Origin of the sequence: Mesorhizobium sp. M1182 (assembly GCF_040318335.1) — a bacterium.
Lineage (GTDB): Bacteria > Pseudomonadota > Alphaproteobacteria > Rhizobiales > Rhizobiaceae > Mesorhizobium.
Genome location: NZ_JAMYMD010000004.1, coordinates 209,998 through 228,398, shown reverse-complemented (window position 1 = coordinate 228,398; position 18,401 = coordinate 209,998). Strand labels below are relative to the sequence as shown.

Annotated in this window: 18 protein-coding genes and 1 pseudogene; 13 read left to right on the top strand and 6 right to left on the bottom strand. The window is 62.6% G+C overall.

Features of this window, described 5'->3' with window-relative positions; translation table 11 throughout:
* Window positions 1-28: 28 nt before the first annotated feature.
* Entirely contained in the window at window positions 29-1,279 is a 1,251-nt protein-coding gene (locus NKH33_RS08260) for a multidrug efflux MFS transporter (RefSeq protein ID WP_352472026.1), read from the bottom strand.
* A 196-nt stretch (window positions 1,280-1,475) separates the two neighbouring features.
* Here NKH33_RS08260 and NKH33_RS08255 point away from each other — a divergent pair, with 196 nt between their 5' ends.
* Window positions 1,476-2,138 carry a GntR family transcriptional regulator gene (locus tag NKH33_RS08255; protein ID WP_352918861.1) on the top strand — a complete coding sequence of 221 codons (663 nt, stop codon included), beginning with the start codon at window positions 1,476-1,478 and terminating at the stop codon, window positions 2,136-2,138.
* A gap of 96 nt (window positions 2,139-2,234) precedes the next feature.
* On the top strand, window positions 2,235-2,492 hold the full coding sequence (locus NKH33_RS08250) for a DUF982 domain-containing protein (RefSeq protein WP_023674477.1): 258 nt from the start codon (window positions 2,235-2,237) through the stop codon (window positions 2,490-2,492).
* Window positions 2,493-2,543: 51 nt separating this feature from the next.
* Here NKH33_RS08250 and NKH33_RS08245 read toward each other — a convergent pair whose 3' ends face one another.
* Window positions 2,544-2,702: a hypothetical protein gene (locus NKH33_RS08245; RefSeq protein WP_352449291.1), complete on the bottom strand. Its 159-nt coding sequence runs from the start codon at window positions 2,700-2,702 to the stop codon at window positions 2,544-2,546.
* 113 nt (window positions 2,703-2,815) lie between these two features.
* Window positions 2,816-3,859: an aldo/keto reductase gene (locus tag NKH33_RS08240; RefSeq protein ID WP_352918859.1), complete on the bottom strand. Its 1,044-nt coding sequence runs from the start codon at window positions 3,857-3,859 to the stop codon at window positions 2,816-2,818.
* 280 nt (window positions 3,860-4,139) lie between these two features.
* Here NKH33_RS08240 and ppk2 point away from each other — a divergent pair.
* Window positions 4,140-5,059: pseudogene (ppk2, locus tag NKH33_RS08235) on the top strand (polyphosphate kinase 2).
* A 48-nt stretch (window positions 5,060-5,107) separates the two neighbouring features.
* Here ppk2 and NKH33_RS08230 read toward each other — a convergent pair.
* The 3 genes from NKH33_RS08230 to NKH33_RS08220 form a co-directional block, all read right to left on the bottom strand.
* Window positions 5,108-5,755, bottom strand: a complete 648-nt coding sequence (locus NKH33_RS08230; RefSeq protein WP_352918857.1) for a dihydrofolate reductase family protein — start codon at window positions 5,753-5,755, stop codon at window positions 5,108-5,110.
* A 396-nt stretch (window positions 5,756-6,151) separates the two neighbouring features.
* On the bottom strand, window positions 6,152-7,183 hold the full coding sequence (hemB, locus tag NKH33_RS08225; RefSeq protein ID WP_352542426.1) for a porphobilinogen synthase: 1,032 nt from the start codon (window positions 7,181-7,183) through the stop codon (window positions 6,152-6,154).
* An 86-nt stretch (window positions 7,184-7,269) separates the two neighbouring features.
* On the bottom strand, window positions 7,270-8,091 hold the full coding sequence (locus NKH33_RS08220; RefSeq protein WP_352918855.1) for a DUF8605 domain-containing protein: 822 nt from the start codon (window positions 8,089-8,091) through the stop codon (window positions 7,270-7,272).
* 145 nt (window positions 8,092-8,236) lie between these two features.
* Here NKH33_RS08220 and NKH33_RS08215 point away from each other — a divergent pair, with 145 nt between their 5' ends.
* The 10 genes from NKH33_RS08215 (at window position 8,237) to NKH33_RS08170 (ending at window position 18,310) form a co-directional block, all read left to right on the top strand.
* On the top strand, window positions 8,237-9,280 hold the full coding sequence (locus NKH33_RS08215; protein ID WP_352542403.1) for an enoyl-CoA hydratase/isomerase family protein: 1,044 nt from the start codon (window positions 8,237-8,239) through the stop codon (window positions 9,278-9,280).
* Window positions 9,277-9,699 (top strand): DUF6163 family protein, encoded by a 423-nt coding sequence (locus NKH33_RS08210; protein ID WP_023674485.1) that lies wholly within the window; start codon window positions 9,277-9,279, stop codon window positions 9,697-9,699. Before NKH33_RS08215 ends, NKH33_RS08210 begins: the two co-directional genes overlap by 4 nt.
* A 202-nt stretch (window positions 9,700-9,901) precedes the next feature.
* A complete protein-coding gene (ldtR, locus tag NKH33_RS08205; RefSeq protein WP_023674486.1) occupies window positions 9,902-10,417 on the top strand; it encodes a transcriptional regulator LdtR in 516 nt (171 codons plus the stop codon).
* A gap of 338 nt (window positions 10,418-10,755) precedes the next feature.
* The gene (locus NKH33_RS08200; protein ID WP_023674488.1) at window positions 10,756-12,009 is read left to right on the top strand and encodes a L,D-transpeptidase family protein; all 1,254 of its coding nucleotides are present in this window, start codon (window positions 10,756-10,758) and stop codon (window positions 12,007-12,009) included.
* A 125-nt stretch (window positions 12,010-12,134) separates the two neighbouring features.
* A complete protein-coding gene (locus NKH33_RS08195) occupies window positions 12,135-13,781 on the top strand; it encodes a Na+/H+ antiporter (RefSeq protein WP_352472014.1) in 1,647 nt (548 codons plus the stop codon).
* Between the two features lie 116 nt (window positions 13,782-13,897).
* A complete protein-coding gene (gene glyA, locus NKH33_RS08190) occupies window positions 13,898-15,211 on the top strand; it encodes a serine hydroxymethyltransferase (RefSeq protein WP_352449301.1) in 1,314 nt (437 codons plus the stop codon).
* 70 nt (window positions 15,212-15,281) lie between these two features.
* Window positions 15,282-15,866, top strand: coding sequence for a hypothetical protein (locus NKH33_RS08185; protein WP_352918902.1), 585 nt, complete (start codon window positions 15,282-15,284; stop codon window positions 15,864-15,866).
* 153 nt (window positions 15,867-16,019) lie between these two features.
* Window positions 16,020-16,529, top strand: coding sequence for a transcriptional regulator NrdR (gene nrdR / locus NKH33_RS08180; protein ID WP_352501513.1), 510 nt, complete (start codon window positions 16,020-16,022; stop codon window positions 16,527-16,529).
* A gap of 2 nt (window positions 16,530-16,531) precedes the next feature.
* Window positions 16,532-17,662: a bifunctional diaminohydroxyphosphoribosylaminopyrimidine deaminase/5-amino-6-(5-phosphoribosylamino)uracil reductase RibD gene (gene ribD, locus NKH33_RS08175; protein ID WP_352501514.1), complete on the top strand. Its 1,131-nt coding sequence runs from the start codon at window positions 16,532-16,534 to the stop codon at window positions 17,660-17,662.
* A gap of 30 nt (window positions 17,663-17,692) precedes the next feature.
* Complete coding sequence (locus NKH33_RS08170; RefSeq protein ID WP_352501515.1) at window positions 17,693-18,310, top strand: riboflavin synthase; 618 nt, start codon at window positions 17,693-17,695, stop codon at window positions 18,308-18,310.
* The last annotated feature ends 91 nt before the right edge of the window (window positions 18,311-18,401 follow it).

Below are 18,401 nucleotides of genomic sequence, written 5' to 3'. Positions count from 1 at the left end.
ACCGCCTGAGATAGTGCCGCGAACCGTGTCAGGATTTGCCGGCTTCCGCCAGCATGTCGCGTTCGCGGCGCGACTGGACCAGCCAGTTATAGGCCGCTCCGCCCGCCATCAGAATGGATGTGCCGAGAAACACCGAGCGCATACCGAAATGGCCGCCGGCAAAGCCGCCGAGCAACGGTCCGGCGACCTGCCCGACATATTGCGCCGAGATCGACAAGCCCAGCACATTGCCGCCGACCCCGTCGGGCACATTGTGGCGGATGACGCTGGTGATGCAGGGCAAAAGACCGCCAAGCGCCAGGCCCATCAGGAAACGCAGGACGACGAGTTGCCAGCCCTGGGTAACGAAGGCCTGCGGGATCAGCAGCAGCGCCGAGACGGCGAGTGCGGCAACGATGACGTTCCAGTGGCCGATACGGTCGGCGAGCTTGCCGAGCCGCGACGCCGACAGGATGGCGCCGAGCGCTGCCGCGGACATGACGATGCCGGAGACCAGCGTGACCTGGCTCTGGTCTTCGATGAGCTGCTGGACATAGACGGTGATGATCGGCTCGATCGACATGGTGGCGAAACTCAACAGCATGCCGGTCGCGAGCATCGCGACGACGGGGCGCTTGTCGGGAATCTGCGACCAGCTGTCTTTCACTTTTTCTTCTGACGCGGCCTTGGCGGCAACCGGGCGAGGCGCCTCCTTGATCAGCAAGGTGGTTGCCAGAAAAGCCAGGAAAATGACGCCGCCGGCGAGCAGGAATGTGGCGCGGATGCCAATCAGCGGCGGCAGCGCGCCGCCAAGCAGCGGACCGACCAGGGCACCGGCGGTGATACCGGCCGACAGCACGCCCAGCGCCCAGCCGGAGCGATCCTTCGGCGTCTGCATGGCAACCAGGATGGTCGAGCCCGAAGAATAGCCGCCGGCAAAGCCGATCAGCAGGCGCAAGAGCACCAATTGCCAGACAGTCTGCACCATGCCGGTCAGCGACATGCACAGCGCCATGCCGAAACTGGCGCGCACCAGCATCAGTTTGCGGCCGTAGCGGTCGCCTAGCCGCCCCCACAGGGGCGCGACCAGCGCGGCGGCAAGGAAGGTGGCGCCGTAGGCGACGCCCGACCACTGCACGATCGCCGCATGGCCCTCTGCGCCCAGCTGCTCGACGTAAAGCGGCAGGAAGGGCAACAGCAGCGTCATCGCTACAAGCGTGCTGAACGAGCCGGCAAAACACACGGCGAGATTGCGGCGCCAGTGGACGTTGTGCGTGGCGCGGTTGGCGTCTTGCGGCATGTCTGTCCTGTCCGGCCAGCTTGCATGAAACTTGCTGTGGATACCAATTTGGGATACCAACCTGGTATCTGTCATGAACGCAAGCCCCGTCGCTGTCAATGCGGGCCTCTCAAACATGATCGACAAAGGCCGGCGTGATCGGCCAACGCCGGCCAGTGAACCGATTGCCGGAACGAATGACCTGAACGGAACGCCAATGTCGCAGATGCAGAACGTCGAAAAGCAGCTTCGCGAGATGATCCTCGGGCTCGAGATTGGTCCCGGCGAGCGGCTGACGGAGCGCTGGGTCGAAAGCCGCTTCGGCGCCTCGCGCACGCCGGTCAGGGCTGCGTTGCTGCGGCTCGAGACCGAAGGCCTGATCTGCCGCGACGGCCGCGGCTGGACGGTCTCGCCAATCAATCTTGCCGAGCTGGAGCAGATCGCCGTCTATCGCGAGGCGGTCGAGGTCGCGGCAGTCAGGCTGACTTGCACCTTGCAGGACAGAAGTGCCGTCGAAATCATCGAGGCGATGCTCGATTCTTGCGACGACAAGACGTCGCGCGAGGAATGGCATCGTGTCGGCATGGATTTTCATATCGAGCTGGCACGCCTGTCAGGCAACGAGTTCCTGTTCAGAGCGGTTCGCGATGCGATGACGCGCCTGTCGCGCGCCCGCTGGCTCGAGGTTCGGGACGAGGCAGCGCTTGGCCGTGCCTGGGCCGAACACCATGCCATTCTGTCGGCGGTGCGGGCCGGCGATGCCGATAGCGCCGCCCGCCTGCTTTCGGCCCATATCATCGGCAGCCGCGACCGGCTGGTGACCTCGCTGCGCAACGACCGGCGCGGCCTGCGCGCCCGGGGATTTGCCGTCGTCGCTTGAGTGAGGATCGGCTGCCATTGATCACGAAAAGAGCAGATGAGCGAAGAATGCTACTTTCGGTCTCGCTTCGCAAATGCCGATGGCGTAAGAGCGGCGATGGAAAACAACCGATTTGACACACCCGTGACCGTCAAGGGCGCGGCGGGAAGCAATCAGCTCTTGCGTACGGCCCGTGAGGCTTCCGACTACCTCCTCAACAATTGGCCCGGCAAGCGCAGCCCCAAGCACCGCGAAGCGTTGCAAGCCTGTCATGATGCGCTGGCCGGCGACAAGCCGGCCATGAACGCAAGACGGGCCTTCATTGCCGCCGCTCGTGAAGTGAACGTCTTCGTCAGCGACAAGGCGCCCGCCTGAGGCATAGCGGGATTTGACCGAGGCCCGGACCGCCTGACAGGCCGGGCGTCATCACTCGGTCGTTTCGGTTTTGGTTTGGGACTCGCTCTCGCCCTCGGGCTTCGATCGCTCCTTGGCTGCGACCTTGGCAGCCTGCTTTTCCGCCTTCTTGGCGGCCTTCTGCCGGTCGCGTTCCTTGCGTTCCTGACCGTAGTTCGGTGCTCGTGCCATATCGTTTCCTTTCGTTGTGCTTGGCCTTTGCCTAGGAGCATTGGACCGCAAACACAACACCGCAAGGCACGATCGGGCTCCATATCTCGGCGCAGTCCGGAGAGCCCGGCTTTTCAGGCGCCGTCGCGGTCGAGAACGAGATCGGCCGGCCCGAACCGGTCCTTTGCCGTGAATTGCTGGTGCCAGTAGGGATAGAGCACGGGCGGCCTGCTGACCACATCGAGCCGTGTGCGCTCCTCATCGGCAAGCACAAGGCTTGCAGCGGCGATATTGTCTTTGAAATGCGCTTCGGTTCGTCCGCCGATCACCAGCGAACTGACAGCGGGCCGGCCGAGCAGCCAGGCAAGCGCCACCTGCGCCGCCGACACGCCGTGGTTATCGCCGATATCGATCAGCGTGTCGACGATCCGCCACAGCCGGTCCTCGTCGCGGATCGGCGGTTCCGACCAGCCGCTGAGCTGGCGGGCGGTCGGCTGGTCACGGTGGTATTTGCCGGACAGCAACCCGCCGGCAAGCGGGCTCCAGACCAGCACGCCGAGCCCCTGGTCGACCGAGATCGGCAACAATTCATACTCGGCCTCGCGCGCTTCCAACGTGTAATGGATCTGCTGGGTGACGAAGCGCGGCTGGTGATGACGGTCGCTGATCCCCAGCCCCTTCATCACTTGCCAGCCGGAATAATTGGAGCAGCCGACATAACGGACCTTGCCCTGCGCGACCAGCGTGTCGAGCGCAGCGATGGTTTCCTCAAGCGGTGTCAGGCCATCCCACTCGTGCAGGAAATAGATGTCGATGACATCCGTCCTGAGCCGCTTCAGGCTCCTCTCGCATTCGCGGATCAGATGGTAGCGCGACAGGCCTTCATCATTGGGGCCTTTGCCGATCCGCATGCGCGCCTTGGAGGCGATCAGCACGTCGCCCTTGCGCTTGCCGCCGAGCGCCTCGCCGATGATCTCTTCCGACACGCCGTTCGAATAGACGTTGGCGGTGTCGATGACATTGACGCCGGCATCGATGCAAAGGTCGATCATCCGGCGCGCCTCGTCGAGGTCGGTCTTGCCGACCGCCGAAAACGCGCCGCCGCCGCCGAACGTCATGGTGCCCATGGTCAGCGTTGAAACCTTCAGCCCGGAACGGCCGAGAGTGCGGTATTCCATGTCGTATCCTCACAATTTATCGGGAAAGGGCGTTGCAGACGACAGCCCTCAATGAACCAGCTATTTGTAGGATAATTCGTTCCGCTTGTCGCCCGTTCCGCAGGGCAAGCTCGATCACATCTTGCGGATTGAAACGCACAGCCAGCGCAGTAGTGGCTGCAATAAAACCGTCATTGCCGGCCTATAGTAACATCGGTCCAGCGCTTCGACTTCCGGCCGCCGGGCCGGGCGGCAGAGCGCCTGACAGCGGCCGGCAAGGCCTGTAAGCGGAGCAGCATAAATGACCGAGATAAAACAGAATTCCCCGGCCAGGGACTGGCTGGAAGCGGAACTCGCCGACACGCTGGATGAAGACTATGAGCTGGAAATCTCGGAGCCGGCGCTGTCGATGGAGATCGCCAAGATCTACAAGAATGCACATCCGCCATCGATCGACCGCCTGCAGTATTTTCGCGATCTCATCACGCTGCAATCCGAGTTGATCAAGCTGCAGTCCTGCGTCGCCTATCACAAGAAGAAGCTCGTCGTGGTTTTCGAGGGCCGTGACTCGGCGGGCAAGGGTGGTGTTATCAAGCGCATCACCCAGAGGCTTAATCCGCGCATCTGCCGTGTCGTAGCACTTCCGGCGCCGACCGAGCGCGAGAAGTCGCAATGGTATTTCCAGCGCTACGTTCCGCATCTGCCGGCCGGCGGCGAGATCGTGCTGTTCGACCGCTCCTGGTACAACCGCTCCGGCGTCGAACGGGTAATGGGCTTTGCCCAGCCGGATCAGGTCGAGGAGTTCTTCCGCGACGTTCCGGATTTCGAACGCATGCTGGTCCGCTCGGGCATTACGCCTGTCAAATACTGGTTTTCGATCACCGACGAGGAGCAGCAGATGCGCTTTTTGATGCGCATCCATGACCCAATGAAGCAATGGAAACTGTCGCCGATGGACCTCCAGTCGCGCGTGCGCTGGGAGCAGTACACCAAGGCCAAGGAAGAAACGTTCGCCCGCACCAATATCCCGGAAGCCCCGTGGTTCATCGTCGAGGGCAACGACAAGAAACAGGCACGGCTGAACTGCATCGACCATCTCCTCAAGCAGGTGCCCTATGAGGAGGTGCCGCACGAGGAGATCACACTGCGGAGCGCGTCTTCAATCCCGAATACGAGCGCCAGGTACTGCCGCGCAAACAGTATGTGCCGGAGAAGTACTGACTAAAGCGGCGAGGAGGGCGCCGCTCCATGGCGGCACCCTGCAACAAGCTAGGTGCGCTCGATGATGACATGCGTGGCCTTCGGCGTCGCGACCTGCTCGCTGCAGCGATAGCCGAGCTTGGGCAGGTCGATGCCGGCAAAAAGGCTCTCGCCAGCGCCTAGCAGGACCGGTGAGATCGCCAGATGCATTTCGTCGATGAGCTTTTCCTTGAGATATTGCCGGATCGTAGAAACGCCGCCGCCCAGCCGTACATCCTTGCCGTCAGCCACTGCCTTCGCCTTCTCCAGCGCTGAGTGGATGCCGTCGGTCACGAAATAGAAGGTCGTGCCGCCCTCCATGACAATAGGATCACGCGCATGGTGCGTGAGCACGAAGACCGGCACGTGGTAGGGTGGGTTGTCACCCCACCAGCCTTTCCAGCTGTCATCCGGCCATTCGCCGCGGATCGGCCCAAACATGTTGCGGCCGAGGATCCATGCGCCGACATTTTCGAAGCTGCGTGCCGCGAACGCCTCGTCGGTGTCCGTGGTCCCGCCATCCTTGCCGAGGACCATCTTGCGGAAGGTGCGGGTGCCGAACATCCATTCGTGCAGGGCTTCTCCGCCAACACCCAGCGGGTTCTTCAGGTCTTGGTCGGGACCGGCGCCGAAGCCGTCGATCGACAGGGTGAAAGCGCTGACGCGAAGCTTGGACATGGGAGCCTCCTCGATAACCAATTGTGACACGCAAGCAGTTATCGGGGTAGCTTAACTGATTGCATTTTGCAAGCGGTATTTTTGCTGGCGGGGCAATCGCTTCCAAATCATGTTGGAATAACCAATCTCAATGTCGGCGCCGCCCGTCATCCGCCTGCCGGCAGCTTCTCCCTGTATAGTGACGGGGAGAAGGGGCCGGCCGCAACGTCGATGTTTTTGCAACGCTGGAGATTGGTAAAATCTTTTACGAACGCGTCTTTCTCCCTGCCACTTTACGGGGAGAAATACCCGGCAGGGCAACGAGGGGCAGCGTAAACTTGAAGCGATGTCCTGCGGCGTTCCATGTCGCGCTTTGGACGAACGAACACTACTCGATGTAGACGCTACAAAGGCGCATCACCCCTTGAGCATCGCCGCCACTTCCGGCGCGAAGTAGGTCAGGATGCCGTCGCAGCCGGCGCGCTTGAAGGCGAGCAGCGATTCCAGCATCGCCTTTTCGCCGTCGATCCAGCCATTGGCGGCGGCGGCCTTGATCATCGAATATTCGCCCGAGACCTGATAGGCAAAGGTCGGCATCTGCAACTCGACTTTCAGCCGGCGGATGATGTCGAGATAGGGCAGGCCGGGCTTGACCATCAGCATGTCGGCGCCCTCGGCCAGATCCTGCTCGGCCTCGCGCACCGCTTCGTCGGAATTGGCGTGATCGATATAATAGGTCTTCTTGTCGCCCTTGAGCAGGCCGGCGGTGCCGACCGCCTCACGGTAGGGGCCGTAAAAAGCGGATGCGAACTTGGTCGCATAGGACATGATCGCCACATCCTGAAATCCATTGGCGTCGAGCGCATCGCGGATGGCACCGATCCGGCCGTCCATCATGTCCGAGGGGGCAATGATGTCGGCCCCCGCCGCCGCCTGGATGACGGCCGCCGCCGTCACTTGCTCCACCGTTTCATCATTGACGATAATGCCCTCGCGCAAGATGCCGTCATGGCCATGCGAGGTGAACGGGTCAAGCGCCGCGTCGGTGATGATGCCGATCTCCGGCACCGCCCGCTTGATGGCGCGGGTGGCGCGGTTGATGATGTTTTCCGGATCGAGGATGTGCGAACCGGTCTGATCGCGCAGGCCGAGCTCCACATTGGGGAAAGTGGCGATCGCCGGAATGCCAAGCTTGGCCGCGCGCTCAGCCTCCTTGACGGCGAGGTCGAGCGACAGGCGGAACACGCCGGGCATGGCGGCGATCGGTTCGCGCACTTGTCTGCCGTCGACGACGAAGATCGGCCAAATCAGATCGTCGACCGAGAGCCGGTTCTCCTGGACAAGGCGGCGCGACCAATCGGCCTTGCGCATGCGCCGCAGACGCCGGCTGCCGGTGATCTCGTCGACGCTGCGCGCGCCGGCAGGCTTTGCAGGGGTGAATTTGTTCATCGCAAAAACTCCGGATCGGGCGGCTTTTACCACGAGCCTCCGCTGCTGACCAATGCGACACGATTGTGCCAGGGTCCTGTCGGGCGCTATTCTGGTTGGCCATTGCCCGACAGGATCTGCGCAGCACCCCGCATGGCGACGCGGAATGCCTCGTCGAAGCTGACGCCGCGCACTTGCCAATTGTAGCTCTTGCCATTCAAGGCAAGCCGCCAGTCGGCTATCCAGCCCAGTTCCTTGTCGCTCCAGACGATACTGCCGGCGAGCGCCTGGTCGGCTCCGGCCTTCCTGGCAAGCTGGTCCAGCGTCGTGATATCGGCATGGCGCAGGGCCTGGTCGTCAAGCTTCGAGGCCGACAGCAGTGACGCTTCGGGAAACACAATCGGCATGACCAGCGGACCGGTGGCATTGACGAAGGATTCGCGCATCGCCGCCCCCTCATCGTCGGCGGTCAGCACGAACTGCCTTGTGCCTTGCTCCGCCGCCAGGAAAATTGCCAGGCGTGGCCGCTCGCCAAGCCATGGTTTGCTGCCAAGCGCGGCAAGCACCGGATCGATAACGTCAGGCCTGTACAGACAAGTGAGATCATGCGGCCGGTCATGGGTGCCTTGTTCGTCATGGATTGGAATGCCTTCGAGACGGTCGCGATAGCGGAATTCGGCAACGAAGCTGCCGGCCTTGTCGCGCAGCGCCGCCATCTCAGTTCTCTTCGGCAGCCGCTGATCGCCGGACACACGAACCAGCACCGCATCGAGGCAGGCCTTGAAGCCGATCTGCCTGTTGACCTCGCCCTGGCCGGTGACGATGGTCTGCGATTGATAGAGCTCGTCGACGGTTTCGGCCGATACGGGAGGAGTGTTCGCAGCGATCAGGCCGACCACCATAACAGCAAGGCGCGGCAACCAAGGCATGGTTCAACCTTCCGGTTCAAAGCGCCAGCATTAGCACTGGGTGACGCCGACGACCATGCAGCGGATTGGCCGCCGCCATTGACGCGGCCATGCGCCACGCTTTAGCACTTCACTCCCGGCGGGCGCGGGGAGGGATTCTCTGGCGATGGATTTTGGCGGAGGCGACGAGATTCGCTTCGAAAGATTGGGCAGGGCTGGCGTCGTCACGCTGACGCGGCCGCAGGCGCTCAATGCCGTAACCCACCGCATGGTCAAGGCGCTGGACAAGGCGCTGCGCAGTTGGGAGCGCGACGACGGCGTCGACGTTGTCGTCGTCAAGGCCGAGGGCAGGGCATTTTCGGCGGGCGGCGACATCCTCCACATCTACGAAGCCGGCCGCGCAGGAAGGCCTCCGGTCGATTTCTTCGCCGATGAATACCGGCTGAACGCCCGCATCGCCCGCTTCAAGAAACCCTATGTCGCGGTGATCGACGGCATCGTCATGGGCGGCGGCGTAGGTATCTCCTTCCATGGTTCGCAGCGAGTGCTGACCGAGAACGCCCAGTTTGCCATGCCCGAGGTCGGCATCGGCTTTTTCCCGGATGTCGGCGCCAGCCATCTGTTGCCGGATCTCGGCGGCAGCTTCGGCATGTATCTGGCGCTGACCGGCAACCGCATCCGCTATGGCGATGCTTTGTGCTCGGGCCTCGCCACCCATACGATCAAGGCGGAGGACCAGGCCGGCTTCCTCGACCGTCTGGCGGAAAGCGGCGACCCGGAATCGGTGCTGCGCGGCTGCTTCGTCCCAGCCAGGCGCGAGACCGACAGGCCGACGCTGGAAGCCATCGCCCGGCATTTCGCGCAGCCGTCGCTGGCCGATATCGTCGCCAGTCTGGAGCGGGCAGCCGCTGCCGACGAGTTCGCGGCAAAGACGCTGGCCACCATCCGCACACGTTCACCGACCAGCCTGCATGTTGCATGGCGCCAGATTAGCGCCGGGCAGACGTTGTCGATGGACGAGTGCATGAAAATGGAGTTCCGTATCCTCAACCGCATGCTTGCCGGGCACGACTTCTATGAAGGTATCCGCGCCGCCATCATCGATAAAGGCTCGACGCCGCAATGGCGGCCGGCAGGTATCGATGACGTCAGCGCCGCCAACGTCGACGCCTATTTCGCATCGCTCGGCGAACGGGAACTGAAGCTGTGAGCGAGGTCGCCTCGAGACGCGTGGTGCTGCAGCCCTCGACGATCGAGGTCATCTTCGCCTGGTTCCAGCGCGTCATCGCCGGCTACTGTCTGCTGTTCGGCATCTTGTACTGGATCCGGCTGATCGGCTTTTACCCCGGCCCGTTGTGGCGCTTCGACCTGATGCCGGTACACTGGCAGGTGGCGGCGGTGGTGCTGGCGGTGTTTTTTCCGTTCGCTGCCGCCGGCCTGTGGATGCTGGCGTCCTGGGGGCCGGTGATCTGGTTCATCTGCGCGGTGACCGAGTGCGTCATGTATGCTGGCTTCCCCGAGTTGTTCGGCCACCGGCCGCTGATCGTCGCCTCGCACCTTGCGGTGGCGCTGCTCTACATAGTGTTCCGCGTGGTGATCTGGATCCAGAAGCGGCAACCCCGGCGATAGCAATTCCGGCCAGGATCGTTGGCTAAATCTTTAGGTTAATTATCCTTGCTCGGGTGACCGTCCGTTAAGCCTCTTTCGAAACCCCTTACCGGTAAGCTCTTGTTAGCCTTGGCGTTTAAGTCGAATTTTATGAGTATTCGATAGTGTCGCGGTCAAGGTGAAGAACAAAAAATCACCGGGCGACAAACGAGAGGCAAAGACAATGATCAATTCGCGTCCGGCGGCGAAGACCGCCAACGTATCCGATGACCGCCGCGAGGCGATCCGTTCGCTGTACATGGAATCGCTGCAGCTGGTCGAGCGGCTGCATCGCCGTCTGCTTGATGTGATCAAGGACGAATTCGACCGCAACGGTCGCTCCGACATCAACGCCATCCAGGCGCTGCTCCTGTTCAACATCGGCAATTCGGAGCTGACCGCCGGCGAACTGCGCTCGCGTGGCTACTATCTCGGCTCGAACGTCTCCTACAATCTGAAGAAGCTGGTCGATCTCGGCTTCATCAACCACCAGCGCTCGCGCATCGACCGCCGTTCGGTGCGGGTTTCGCTGACGCCGAAGGGCAATGAGGTGGCGGAAGTCGTCGCCGGCCTCTACGAGCGCCATGTCGGTTCGATCGAGCAGGTTGGCGGCATCAACACGGAGGAGTTCAAGCAGATGAACCGCGCCCTGCAGCGCCTGGATCGGTTCTGGAACGATACCATCGCCTACCGGATGTAATCGCATCCGCCGCATCTAGATTTGAAGCTGGACTACGGAAGTGCTGCCGCGGAGTGGACCAAAGGCCGGTGCCGAAAAGCACCGGTCTTGCCGTTTCGTCAGGCCGGCCGATCCAAATTCGAGCAACAGCCACGTTGCCGCCATATTCCAATGGAACCGAAGATGCGGGTGATGCTGGGGCCAAAGCCGTGCATTTGTCCTGTGCTCAAGTCACTTCCCATGTGGTTTTACACCGAAGTGATGCGGGCCATGGTTGGCTAATTGTTAAGAAGCCAACTCTAGAGTGCGGGCGAGACCGCCCGGTGGGTTGAATTGTAGCAAGAATGTCTGGAACGTCCATGAGAACCAGCCGCCGTTTCTTCCTTTCAGGAGCCTCCGCGCTCGCAGCCGCAATGGTCGCCGGCCGCGCCAGTGCACAGGATGTGATCGGGGATATCCTGAAATCCTCGGCGCGCGGCAATTGGGACGACCAATTCGATGCGCGTGCCAGCGAAGGCGGCAAGGTTGCCTCGACGCTGCCGATCTTCAGCCTGCAGACGGTGTCCTTCACCGAGCAGGCGATCATGCAGTATCAGAATATCGTCGCGCAAGGCGGCTGGGAACAGGTTCCAGACACCAAGAAGCTGCAGCTTGGCGTCGAGGATCCCGATGTGGTGCCGCTGCGCAGGCGCTTGATGATATCGGGCGATCTGGCGCAGAGCGCCGGGCTCTCGGAAGCGTTCGATTCGTACGTCGACTCGGCGCTCAAGCGCTTCCAGTTGCGTCACGGCTTGCCGGCCGACGGAACCACGGGCAAATATACTTTCGCGGCAATGAACGTGTCGGCGCCGGTTCGGCTTGGTCAGCTCCAGACCAATCTGCAACGGCTGCGTGAGCGGGCCGGCACGCTTGGCAACCGCTATGTTCTGGTCGACATCCCGGCGGCGCAGATCGAGGCTGTCGAGAACGACCGCGTTGTGCTGCGCCACACCGCAATCGTCGGCAAGATCGATCGCCAGACGCCGATCGTCAATTCCAAGATCAACGAAATCATCGTCAATCCGTACTGGAACGCGCCGGTCTCGATCGTGCGCAAGGATATCATTCCGCTGATGCGGAAGGACCCCAACTATCTCAAGGACAGCCATATCCGCCTGTTTGCGCCGGACGGCAGCGAGGTCGACCCAATGACGGTCGACTGGTCGACCGATGATGCCGCCAAATACCGCTTCCGCCAGGATCCCGGTTCCGGCAACGCGATGGCCTCAGTCAAGATCAATTTTCCCAGCCCGGACGGCGTCTACATGCACGACACGCCGCAGCAGAGCCTGTTCGGCAAGCTGATGCGCTTCGATTCCTCTGGCTGCGTGCGGGTTCAGAACGTGCGCGACCTCGTCACCTGGATTCTGCGCGACACACCGGGCTGGGATCGCCAGCATTTCGAGGCGGCGATCAAGACCGGGGAGAACACGCCGGTGCAGGTCACCAATCCGGTGCCGGTTTATTTTCTCTACGTCTCGGCCTGGTCGACAGGGCCGGGCGTGGTCCAGTTCCGTGACGACATTTACGGCCTCGACGGAGCCAACGAGCTGCAGATCACATCCGCGCTCTAAGCAGCTGAGTTCATTTGCAAAAGGCCGCCGGAAGGCGGCCTTTTTCGTTGCCGAGTCTTTCGCGGAAAGCTTTGCTGGGCCGATTGCCGGAAAAAGGACGCGGCGCTGTAGTCGGAAATCGCATCATGCATGTCGCAATGTTCATTCTGGTCGTGCTCATCTTCGTCGCCGTTTCGGGCGCGCTGGTCCGGCTGGTGCGGGTGCCGCTGCCGGTACTGCAGATCGCCATCGGTGCAGCGCTCGCCTGGCCGGTGCGCGGCATGCATGTCGAGATCGATCCCGAGCTGTTCCTGCTAGTGTTCATCCCACCGCTGCTGTTCAGCGACGCCTATGGTGCGCCCAAGCGCGAACTGATCGCGCTGCGCGGGCCGATCCTCGACCTCGCCATCGGGCTGGTCTTCTTCACCATTGTCGGCTTCGGCTACGCTTTGCACTGGCTTGTCCCGAGCATCCCGCTCGTCGTCGCTTTCGCACTTGCTGCGGTGCTGTCGCCCACCGATGCGGTGGCCGTCTCCTCGATCGTCGACAAGAGCCTGGTCCCGGCCCGGCTGATGCACATCCTGGAGGGCGAGGCGCTGCTCAACGATGCGTCGGGCCTCGTGATGTTCCGCTTTGCGGTGGCAGCTGCCTTGACCGGCAGCTTCTCCTTCGTCGCGGCATCCGTGACTTTCCTCTATGCCGTCGCTGCCGGCATCCTGGCCGGCGTGGCTGCCTTGTTCGTCGCCGCCAAGGTGCTGCAATTGCTGAACCGTATCGGCGGCGTGCCGTCCGAGGCGCAGGTGCTGGTCATGGTCCTGCTGCCGTTCATCGCCTATCTCGGCGCCGAGAATGTCGGCGCCTCGGGCATTCTGGGGGCGGTCACGGCCGGAGTGCTCACCGGCGGCTCCGGGATTTTCCGCTTTCTCGGCGTCTCGGCGCGCATACAGACCGTATCGCTGTGGACGACGCTATCCTTCGTCTTCAACGGCGCGCTGTTCATCCTGCTCGGGTTGCAGCTTCCCGAAATCATCGGCAACGTGCCGCCTGAGCTCGGCAGCCGCTATCCGGTCATCCAGCCAATCGCCACGGTGGTCGCGCTGACACTATGCCTGATCGGGCTGCGCTTCCTGTGGATCTGGGTCGGCGACATCGCGACGCGCGTCTCGGCGCGATTACGCGAGCAGAAGGCCGAGCCGTTCGGGCTGCGCGTCCGGATCGCCGGCTCTGTTGCCGGCGTGCGCGGCGCCATCACGCTGGCCGGCATCCTGTCGCTGCCGCTCACCATGCCGAATGGTTCGCCCTTTCCGGCGCGCGACGTGGTGATCTTCCTCGCCGCAGGCGTCATCATCTGCTCATTGCTCATAGCCAGCCTTGCCTTGCCCAAGGTGGCACGGGGGCTGGTCGAGCCGGGCGAGGATCCTGGCGCTGCCGAGGAGCGTCTTGCGCGCGTGGGCGCGGCCAACGCCGCCATCGCCCGCATCGAGAGCATGGCCGGCGCGACCGACGGCGATGAAGGGGAAATACCCGGCGCCCGGCTTGCCGCCGCCGACAGCATCGTCGCCGGCTACCGTCGCCGCATCGCTGCCTCCGACGAGGCCGACGAGGCGCGCGCCGAGGCCCGCGAGGCCGGACGGCTGGAGCTCGAATTGAGGCTGGCGGGCATTGAGGCCGAACGCGCAGCGGTTCGCGCAATGTTTCGCAGCGGCCAGATTAACGACCATACGATGCAGGCGCTGTTCACCGAGATCACGCTCACCGAGGCCCTGCTGAAGGGCCGGCAGGCAAGGAAATAGAGGCTGCCAGTCTCTCTGGCGCAATCCGGCCAGCAAATTTCGCGCTGCAAACGTGGCGGGCCGAAAGCAACTGTGTTAATGGCGCGACAGACCCCGAACCTTGAGGATTTCAGCCCATGGCAACAGCAGCGGCAGTGTCGAACAAATTCGAATCCTTTTTCGAAACCACGCTTGCCGATGCCGACCCCGAGATTTTCGGCGCAATCCGCAACGAACTCGGCCGCCAGCGCCACGAGATCGAGCTGATTGCCTCGGAAAATATCGTCTCGCGTGCCGTGCTCGAGGCACAGGGGTCGATCATGACCAACAAATATGCCGAGGGCTATCCGGGCAAGCGCTACTATGGCGGCTGCCAATTCGTCGATGTCGCCGAGGAACTGGCCATCGAACGCGCGAAAAAGCTGTTCGGCTGCAACTTCGCCAACGTCCAGCCGAATTCCGGTAGCCAGATGAACCAGGCGGTGTTCCTGGCGTTGCTGCAGCCCGGCGACACCTTCATGGGCCTCGACCTCAATTCCGGCGGACACCTGACACATGGCTCGCCGGTCAATATGAGCGGCAAATGGTTCAAGGTCGTCTCCTATGGCGTACGCCGGGACGATCATCTGCTCGACATGGATGCGATCGAGAAGACCGCCCATGAGACCAGGCCGAAATTGATCCTGGCCGGCGGCACAGCCTATTCACGTGTCTGGGACTGGAAGCGTTTTCGCGAGATCGCCGATTCGATCGGTGCCTATCTGATGGTCGACATGGCCCACATCGCCGGCCTGGTCGCCGGCGGCATGCATCCGTCGCCGCTGCCGCATGCCCATGTGGTCACCACCACGACGCACAAATCGCTGCGCGGGCCGCGCGGCGGCATGATCCTTTGCAACGACGAGGATATTGCCAAGAAGATGAATTCGGCCGTCTTCCCCGGCCTGCAGGGTGGACCGCTGATGCATGTGATCGCCGCCAAGGCGGTGGCTCTGGGCGAGGCGCTGAAGCCGAGCTTCAAGATCTATGCGGAGAGCGTCGTCGCCAATGCCAAGGCGCTGGCCTCCAGTCTGCAGGAAACCGGTCTCGACATCGTCTCCGGCGGCACCGACAACCATCTGATGTTGGTCGACCTGCGTCCCAAGAACGCAACCGGCAAGCGCGCCGAGGCTGCCCTTGGCCGCGCCAACATCACCTGCAACAAGAACGGCATCCCCTTCGATCCGGAAAAGCCTTTCGTGACATCGGGCGTTCGGCTCGGCACGCCGGCCGGCACCACGCGCGGCTTCGGTCAGGCCGAGTTCCGCGAGATCGGCAAGCTGATCGCCGAAGTGCTGGATGGACTGAAGGTCGCCAATTCCGACGAAGGCAACGCGGCCGTCGAGGCAACCGTGAAGGCCAAGGTGGCGGCATTGACGGATCGTTTTCCGCTTTACCCGTATCTTGGTTGACGCAGGGCGTCAGCCCCCCAACTGTGACGGCGCCGATCAACTGGCCACGGCTGCATCTCGGAGACGCTTGATGATGATGCGAATTTTCCGTTTCACCAGTGTTGGCGCTGCCTTGCTCACCTTAGCCACCTCTCAGCTACTCGGCGCGGCCTTGGCGCAGACCGAGCCGACGCCGGCAGCACCCAAGACAGAGACTTTTGGCAGGTGGTCCACCACGGTGGACGAGGTCAACACCGGTGAGGACGTGCGCAAGACCTGCGCCGCCTCGACGGTCTTTTTCGACGCTAACGGCACCAGTGGCACCCTCACGCTGGCCATCTCGAATGGCGACGTATTGCCACCCGATGGTTATCCGAGCCTCATCATCGCCGTGAGAAACAGTGACTTGCCCAAGGGGGACAACATCCCGGCGGTGTTCCGCGACGTCAACGACAAGATCAAGGCTGGCTTTCATATTATCGCCGACGGACAGTGGATGATGGACAACAAACCCGAGACCACGGTTGCCATACTGCGTGCCATGCGCCGTACCAGCGCCCTCGATGTCAGCTTCGCCGACAAGCCGGTCGCGACGATATCGATGGACGGCTTCACCAAGGCCTATCGCTATCTCGGCACGTCCTGCGGCTTCCCGACCGGCGACGTCGCTCCCTGATTGGCGTATTGCCGTCCAACTAATTGCCGCTCTCGCAATTTTCCTCGTGCCTCGCTATCTCTGAGACGCGATCGGTCATCGGCCATACTTTGCCATCGTGGCAAAAACCTCTAAGCCGTTCGCACTACGAGAATCGCGAACCGAAGGCTCTCCATGCGCTGTCCCTACTGTCAGTCCGAAGATACGCAGGTGAAGGATTCGCGCCCTGCCGAAGACGGTGCAGCGATCCGCAGGCGGCGCGTCTGCCCGGATTGCGGCGGCCGCTTCACCACTTTCGAGCGCGTCCAATTGCGCGATCTCGTCGTGGTGAAGAAGTCTGGACGCAAGGTGCCGTTCGACCGCGACAAGTTGCTGCGCTCTGTCGAGATCGCGGTACGCAAGCGCAATGTCGACCCGGAACGTATCGATCGGGCGGTGACCGGCATCGTGCGCCAGCTCGAAAGCTCGGGCGAGACCGAGGTGGCCTCGGGGGAAGTCGGCCGGCTGGTCATGGAGGCGCTTAAGTCGCTCGATGATGTCGCCTATGTGCGCTTTGCCTCCGTCTACCGCAATTTCCGCGAGGCCAAGGATTTCCACGACGTGTTGGGCGAACTCAAAGGCGACGAGCTCAAAGCCGACGAGCTCAGGGGCGAAGAGCTGAAGAGCGAAGAGGACGCCAGCTGAGCATGGCAGGGTCCGGACGCCGCACGGCTGAACAAGAGGTCCTCGATCGCCGCTATATGGCGGCAGCCCTCAGGCTGTCGCGCAAGAATGCCGGGCGGACCTCGACCAACCCTTCCGTCGGCACGCTGATCGTGCGCGATGACGGCGACGGGCCGATGATCGTCGGCAGCGGCGTCACCGCCGTCGGCGGCCGGCCGCATGCCGAGACCGAGGCTTTGGCAGAGGCCGGCGAACTGGCGCGCGGCGCCACCGCCTATGTAACGCTGGAGCCCTGCGCCCATCACGGCCGCACGCCGCCTTGCGCCAATGCGCTGGTCAGTGCCGGCGTGGCGCGTGTGGTCGGCGCTGCCAGCGATCCTGACCCGCGTGTTTCCGGCAAGGGCTATGCAATCTTGCGTGCCGCCGGCGTCGAAGTGGTGGAAAAAGTGTTGGCGGCCGAGGCTGCGGAGCAGATGGCCGGCTATTTAATTCGATCTCTGAAAAAACGCCCGGAAGTGATCCTGAAACTTGCGCTTTCGAGCGACAACAAGATCGGCGTGAAAGGCGAGGGACAGCTCTCCATCACCGGCGATATCGCCCGACGCGAAGTCTATCTGATGCGCGCCGAAGCCGATGGCATATTGATCGGCATCGGCACGGCACTGGAGGACGATCCGGCGCTGACGGTTCGGCTTCCGGGACTGGAGAGCCGTTCGCCGGCGCGCATCGTACTCGACCGTCAGATCAGGCTACCCGAGACTTCGAAACTGGTCGCCGGCGTCGACCGTGTGCCGCTCTATGTCGCTGCCTGCGCCGAGGCCGATCCGCACCGGCGCGCCGCGCTCGAACGTGCCGGCGTTCGCTTCATCGGTACTGAGACCTATGAAGGCGATATCGCGCTGCCGGAACTGTTCGAGGATCTGGCGGCGCTCGGCATGGCAAGCGTCCTGGTCGAGGGCGGCGCGAGGGTGGCCAAGGCGTTCCTCGACGAACAACTGGTCGATCGTATCGTGCTGTTTCAGGGGCCGGACGCGATCGGCGAGGGCGGCATTGTATCGCCGATCGATGCCAACAATATCCCGCCGGGATTTCGCAAATTGCGCAACATGCGTTTCGGCGAAGATACATATGCGGAATGGATAAGAGACATCTAGGACCGACCTGATGTTCACGGGGCCAAACTAATGTTCACTGGAATCGTCACCGATGTCGGCACCGTTGCTGCCGTGAAGCCGCTCAGGGAAGGCGTCGGTTTGCGTATCGACACCGCTTACGATCCGCAGACCATTGCCATCGGTGCCTCGATTTCCTGCGGCGGCGTCTGCCTGACGGTGACGGGATTGCCGGAAGACGGCGCCAACGCACGCTGGTTCGAGGTCGAGGCCTGGGAAGAAGCACTCAGGCTGACGACCGCGATGGGCTGGAAATCCGGCACGCGCATCAACCTGGAGCGGGCGCTGAAGATCGGCGACGAGCTTGGCGGCCATATCGTTTCAGGCCATGTAGACGGCATGGCCGAGATCGTAGGGCGCAAGGAGGAAGGCGACGCCGTTCGCTTCACCCTGGATGCACCGCGAGAGCTGGCCAAATTCATCGCGCCCAAGGGCTCCGTCGCACTCGACGGCACTTCGCTGACCGTCAACAAGGTCGAAGGCAGCCGCTTCGACGTGCTGTTGATCCACCACTCACTGACGGTCACCACCTGGGGCGAACGCCAGGTCGGCGATCGCGTCAATCTCGAGATCGACACCATGGCCCGCTATGCGGCGCGACTGGTGGAGGCGGCTAAAGAGGGGCTTTGAGGCGCTCGTCCATAAAGCCCATTCCCTGGTGCGACCGCCGCCGAGTTGGCCTTGAAAGTTCCTTCCGCAATCTTCCGCTTGCGATCAAACC

Coding starts and splice junctions, on each gene's coding strand:
- NKH33_RS08260 (WP_352472026.1), bottom strand. CDS start 1,279: ATGCCGCAAGACGCCAACCGCGCCACGCACAACGTCCACTGGCGCCGC.
- NKH33_RS08255 (WP_352918861.1), top strand. CDS start 1,476: ATGTCGCAGATGCAGAACGTCGAAAAGCAGCTTCGCGAGATGATCCTC.
- NKH33_RS08250 (WP_023674477.1), top strand. CDS start 2,235: ATGGAAAACAACCGATTTGACACACCCGTGACCGTCAAGGGCGCGGCG.
- NKH33_RS08245 (WP_352449291.1), bottom strand. CDS start 2,702: ATGGCACGAGCACCGAACTACGGTCAGGAACGCAAGGAACGCGACCGG.
- NKH33_RS08240 (WP_352918859.1), bottom strand. CDS start 3,859: ATGGAATACCGCACTCTCGGCCGTTCCGGGCTGAAGGTTTCAACGCTG.
- NKH33_RS08230 (WP_352918857.1), bottom strand. CDS start 5,755: ATGTCCAAGCTTCGCGTCAGCGCTTTCACCCTGTCGATCGACGGCTTC.
- hemB (WP_352542426.1), bottom strand. CDS start 7,183: ATGAACAAATTCACCCCTGCAAAGCCTGCCGGCGCGCGCAGCGTCGAC.
- NKH33_RS08220 (WP_352918855.1), bottom strand. CDS start 8,091: ATGCCTTGGTTGCCGCGCCTTGCTGTTATGGTGGTCGGCCTGATCGCT.
- NKH33_RS08215 (WP_352542403.1), top strand. CDS start 8,237: ATGGATTTTGGCGGAGGCGACGAGATTCGCTTCGAAAGATTGGGCAGG.
- ldtR (WP_023674486.1), top strand. CDS start 9,902: ATGATCAATTCGCGTCCGGCGGCGAAGACCGCCAACGTATCCGATGAC.
- NKH33_RS08200 (WP_023674488.1), top strand. CDS start 10,756: ATGAGAACCAGCCGCCGTTTCTTCCTTTCAGGAGCCTCCGCGCTCGCA.
- NKH33_RS08195 (WP_352472014.1), top strand. CDS start 12,135: ATGCATGTCGCAATGTTCATTCTGGTCGTGCTCATCTTCGTCGCCGTT.
- glyA (WP_352449301.1), top strand. CDS start 13,898: ATGGCAACAGCAGCGGCAGTGTCGAACAAATTCGAATCCTTTTTCGAA.
- NKH33_RS08185 (WP_352918902.1), top strand. CDS start 15,282: ATGATGATGCGAATTTTCCGTTTCACCAGTGTTGGCGCTGCCTTGCTC.
- nrdR (WP_352501513.1), top strand. CDS start 16,020: ATGCGCTGTCCCTACTGTCAGTCCGAAGATACGCAGGTGAAGGATTCG.
- ribD (WP_352501514.1), top strand. CDS start 16,532: ATGGCAGGGTCCGGACGCCGCACGGCTGAACAAGAGGTCCTCGATCGC.
- NKH33_RS08170 (WP_352501515.1), top strand. CDS start 17,693: ATGTTCACTGGAATCGTCACCGATGTCGGCACCGTTGCTGCCGTGAAG.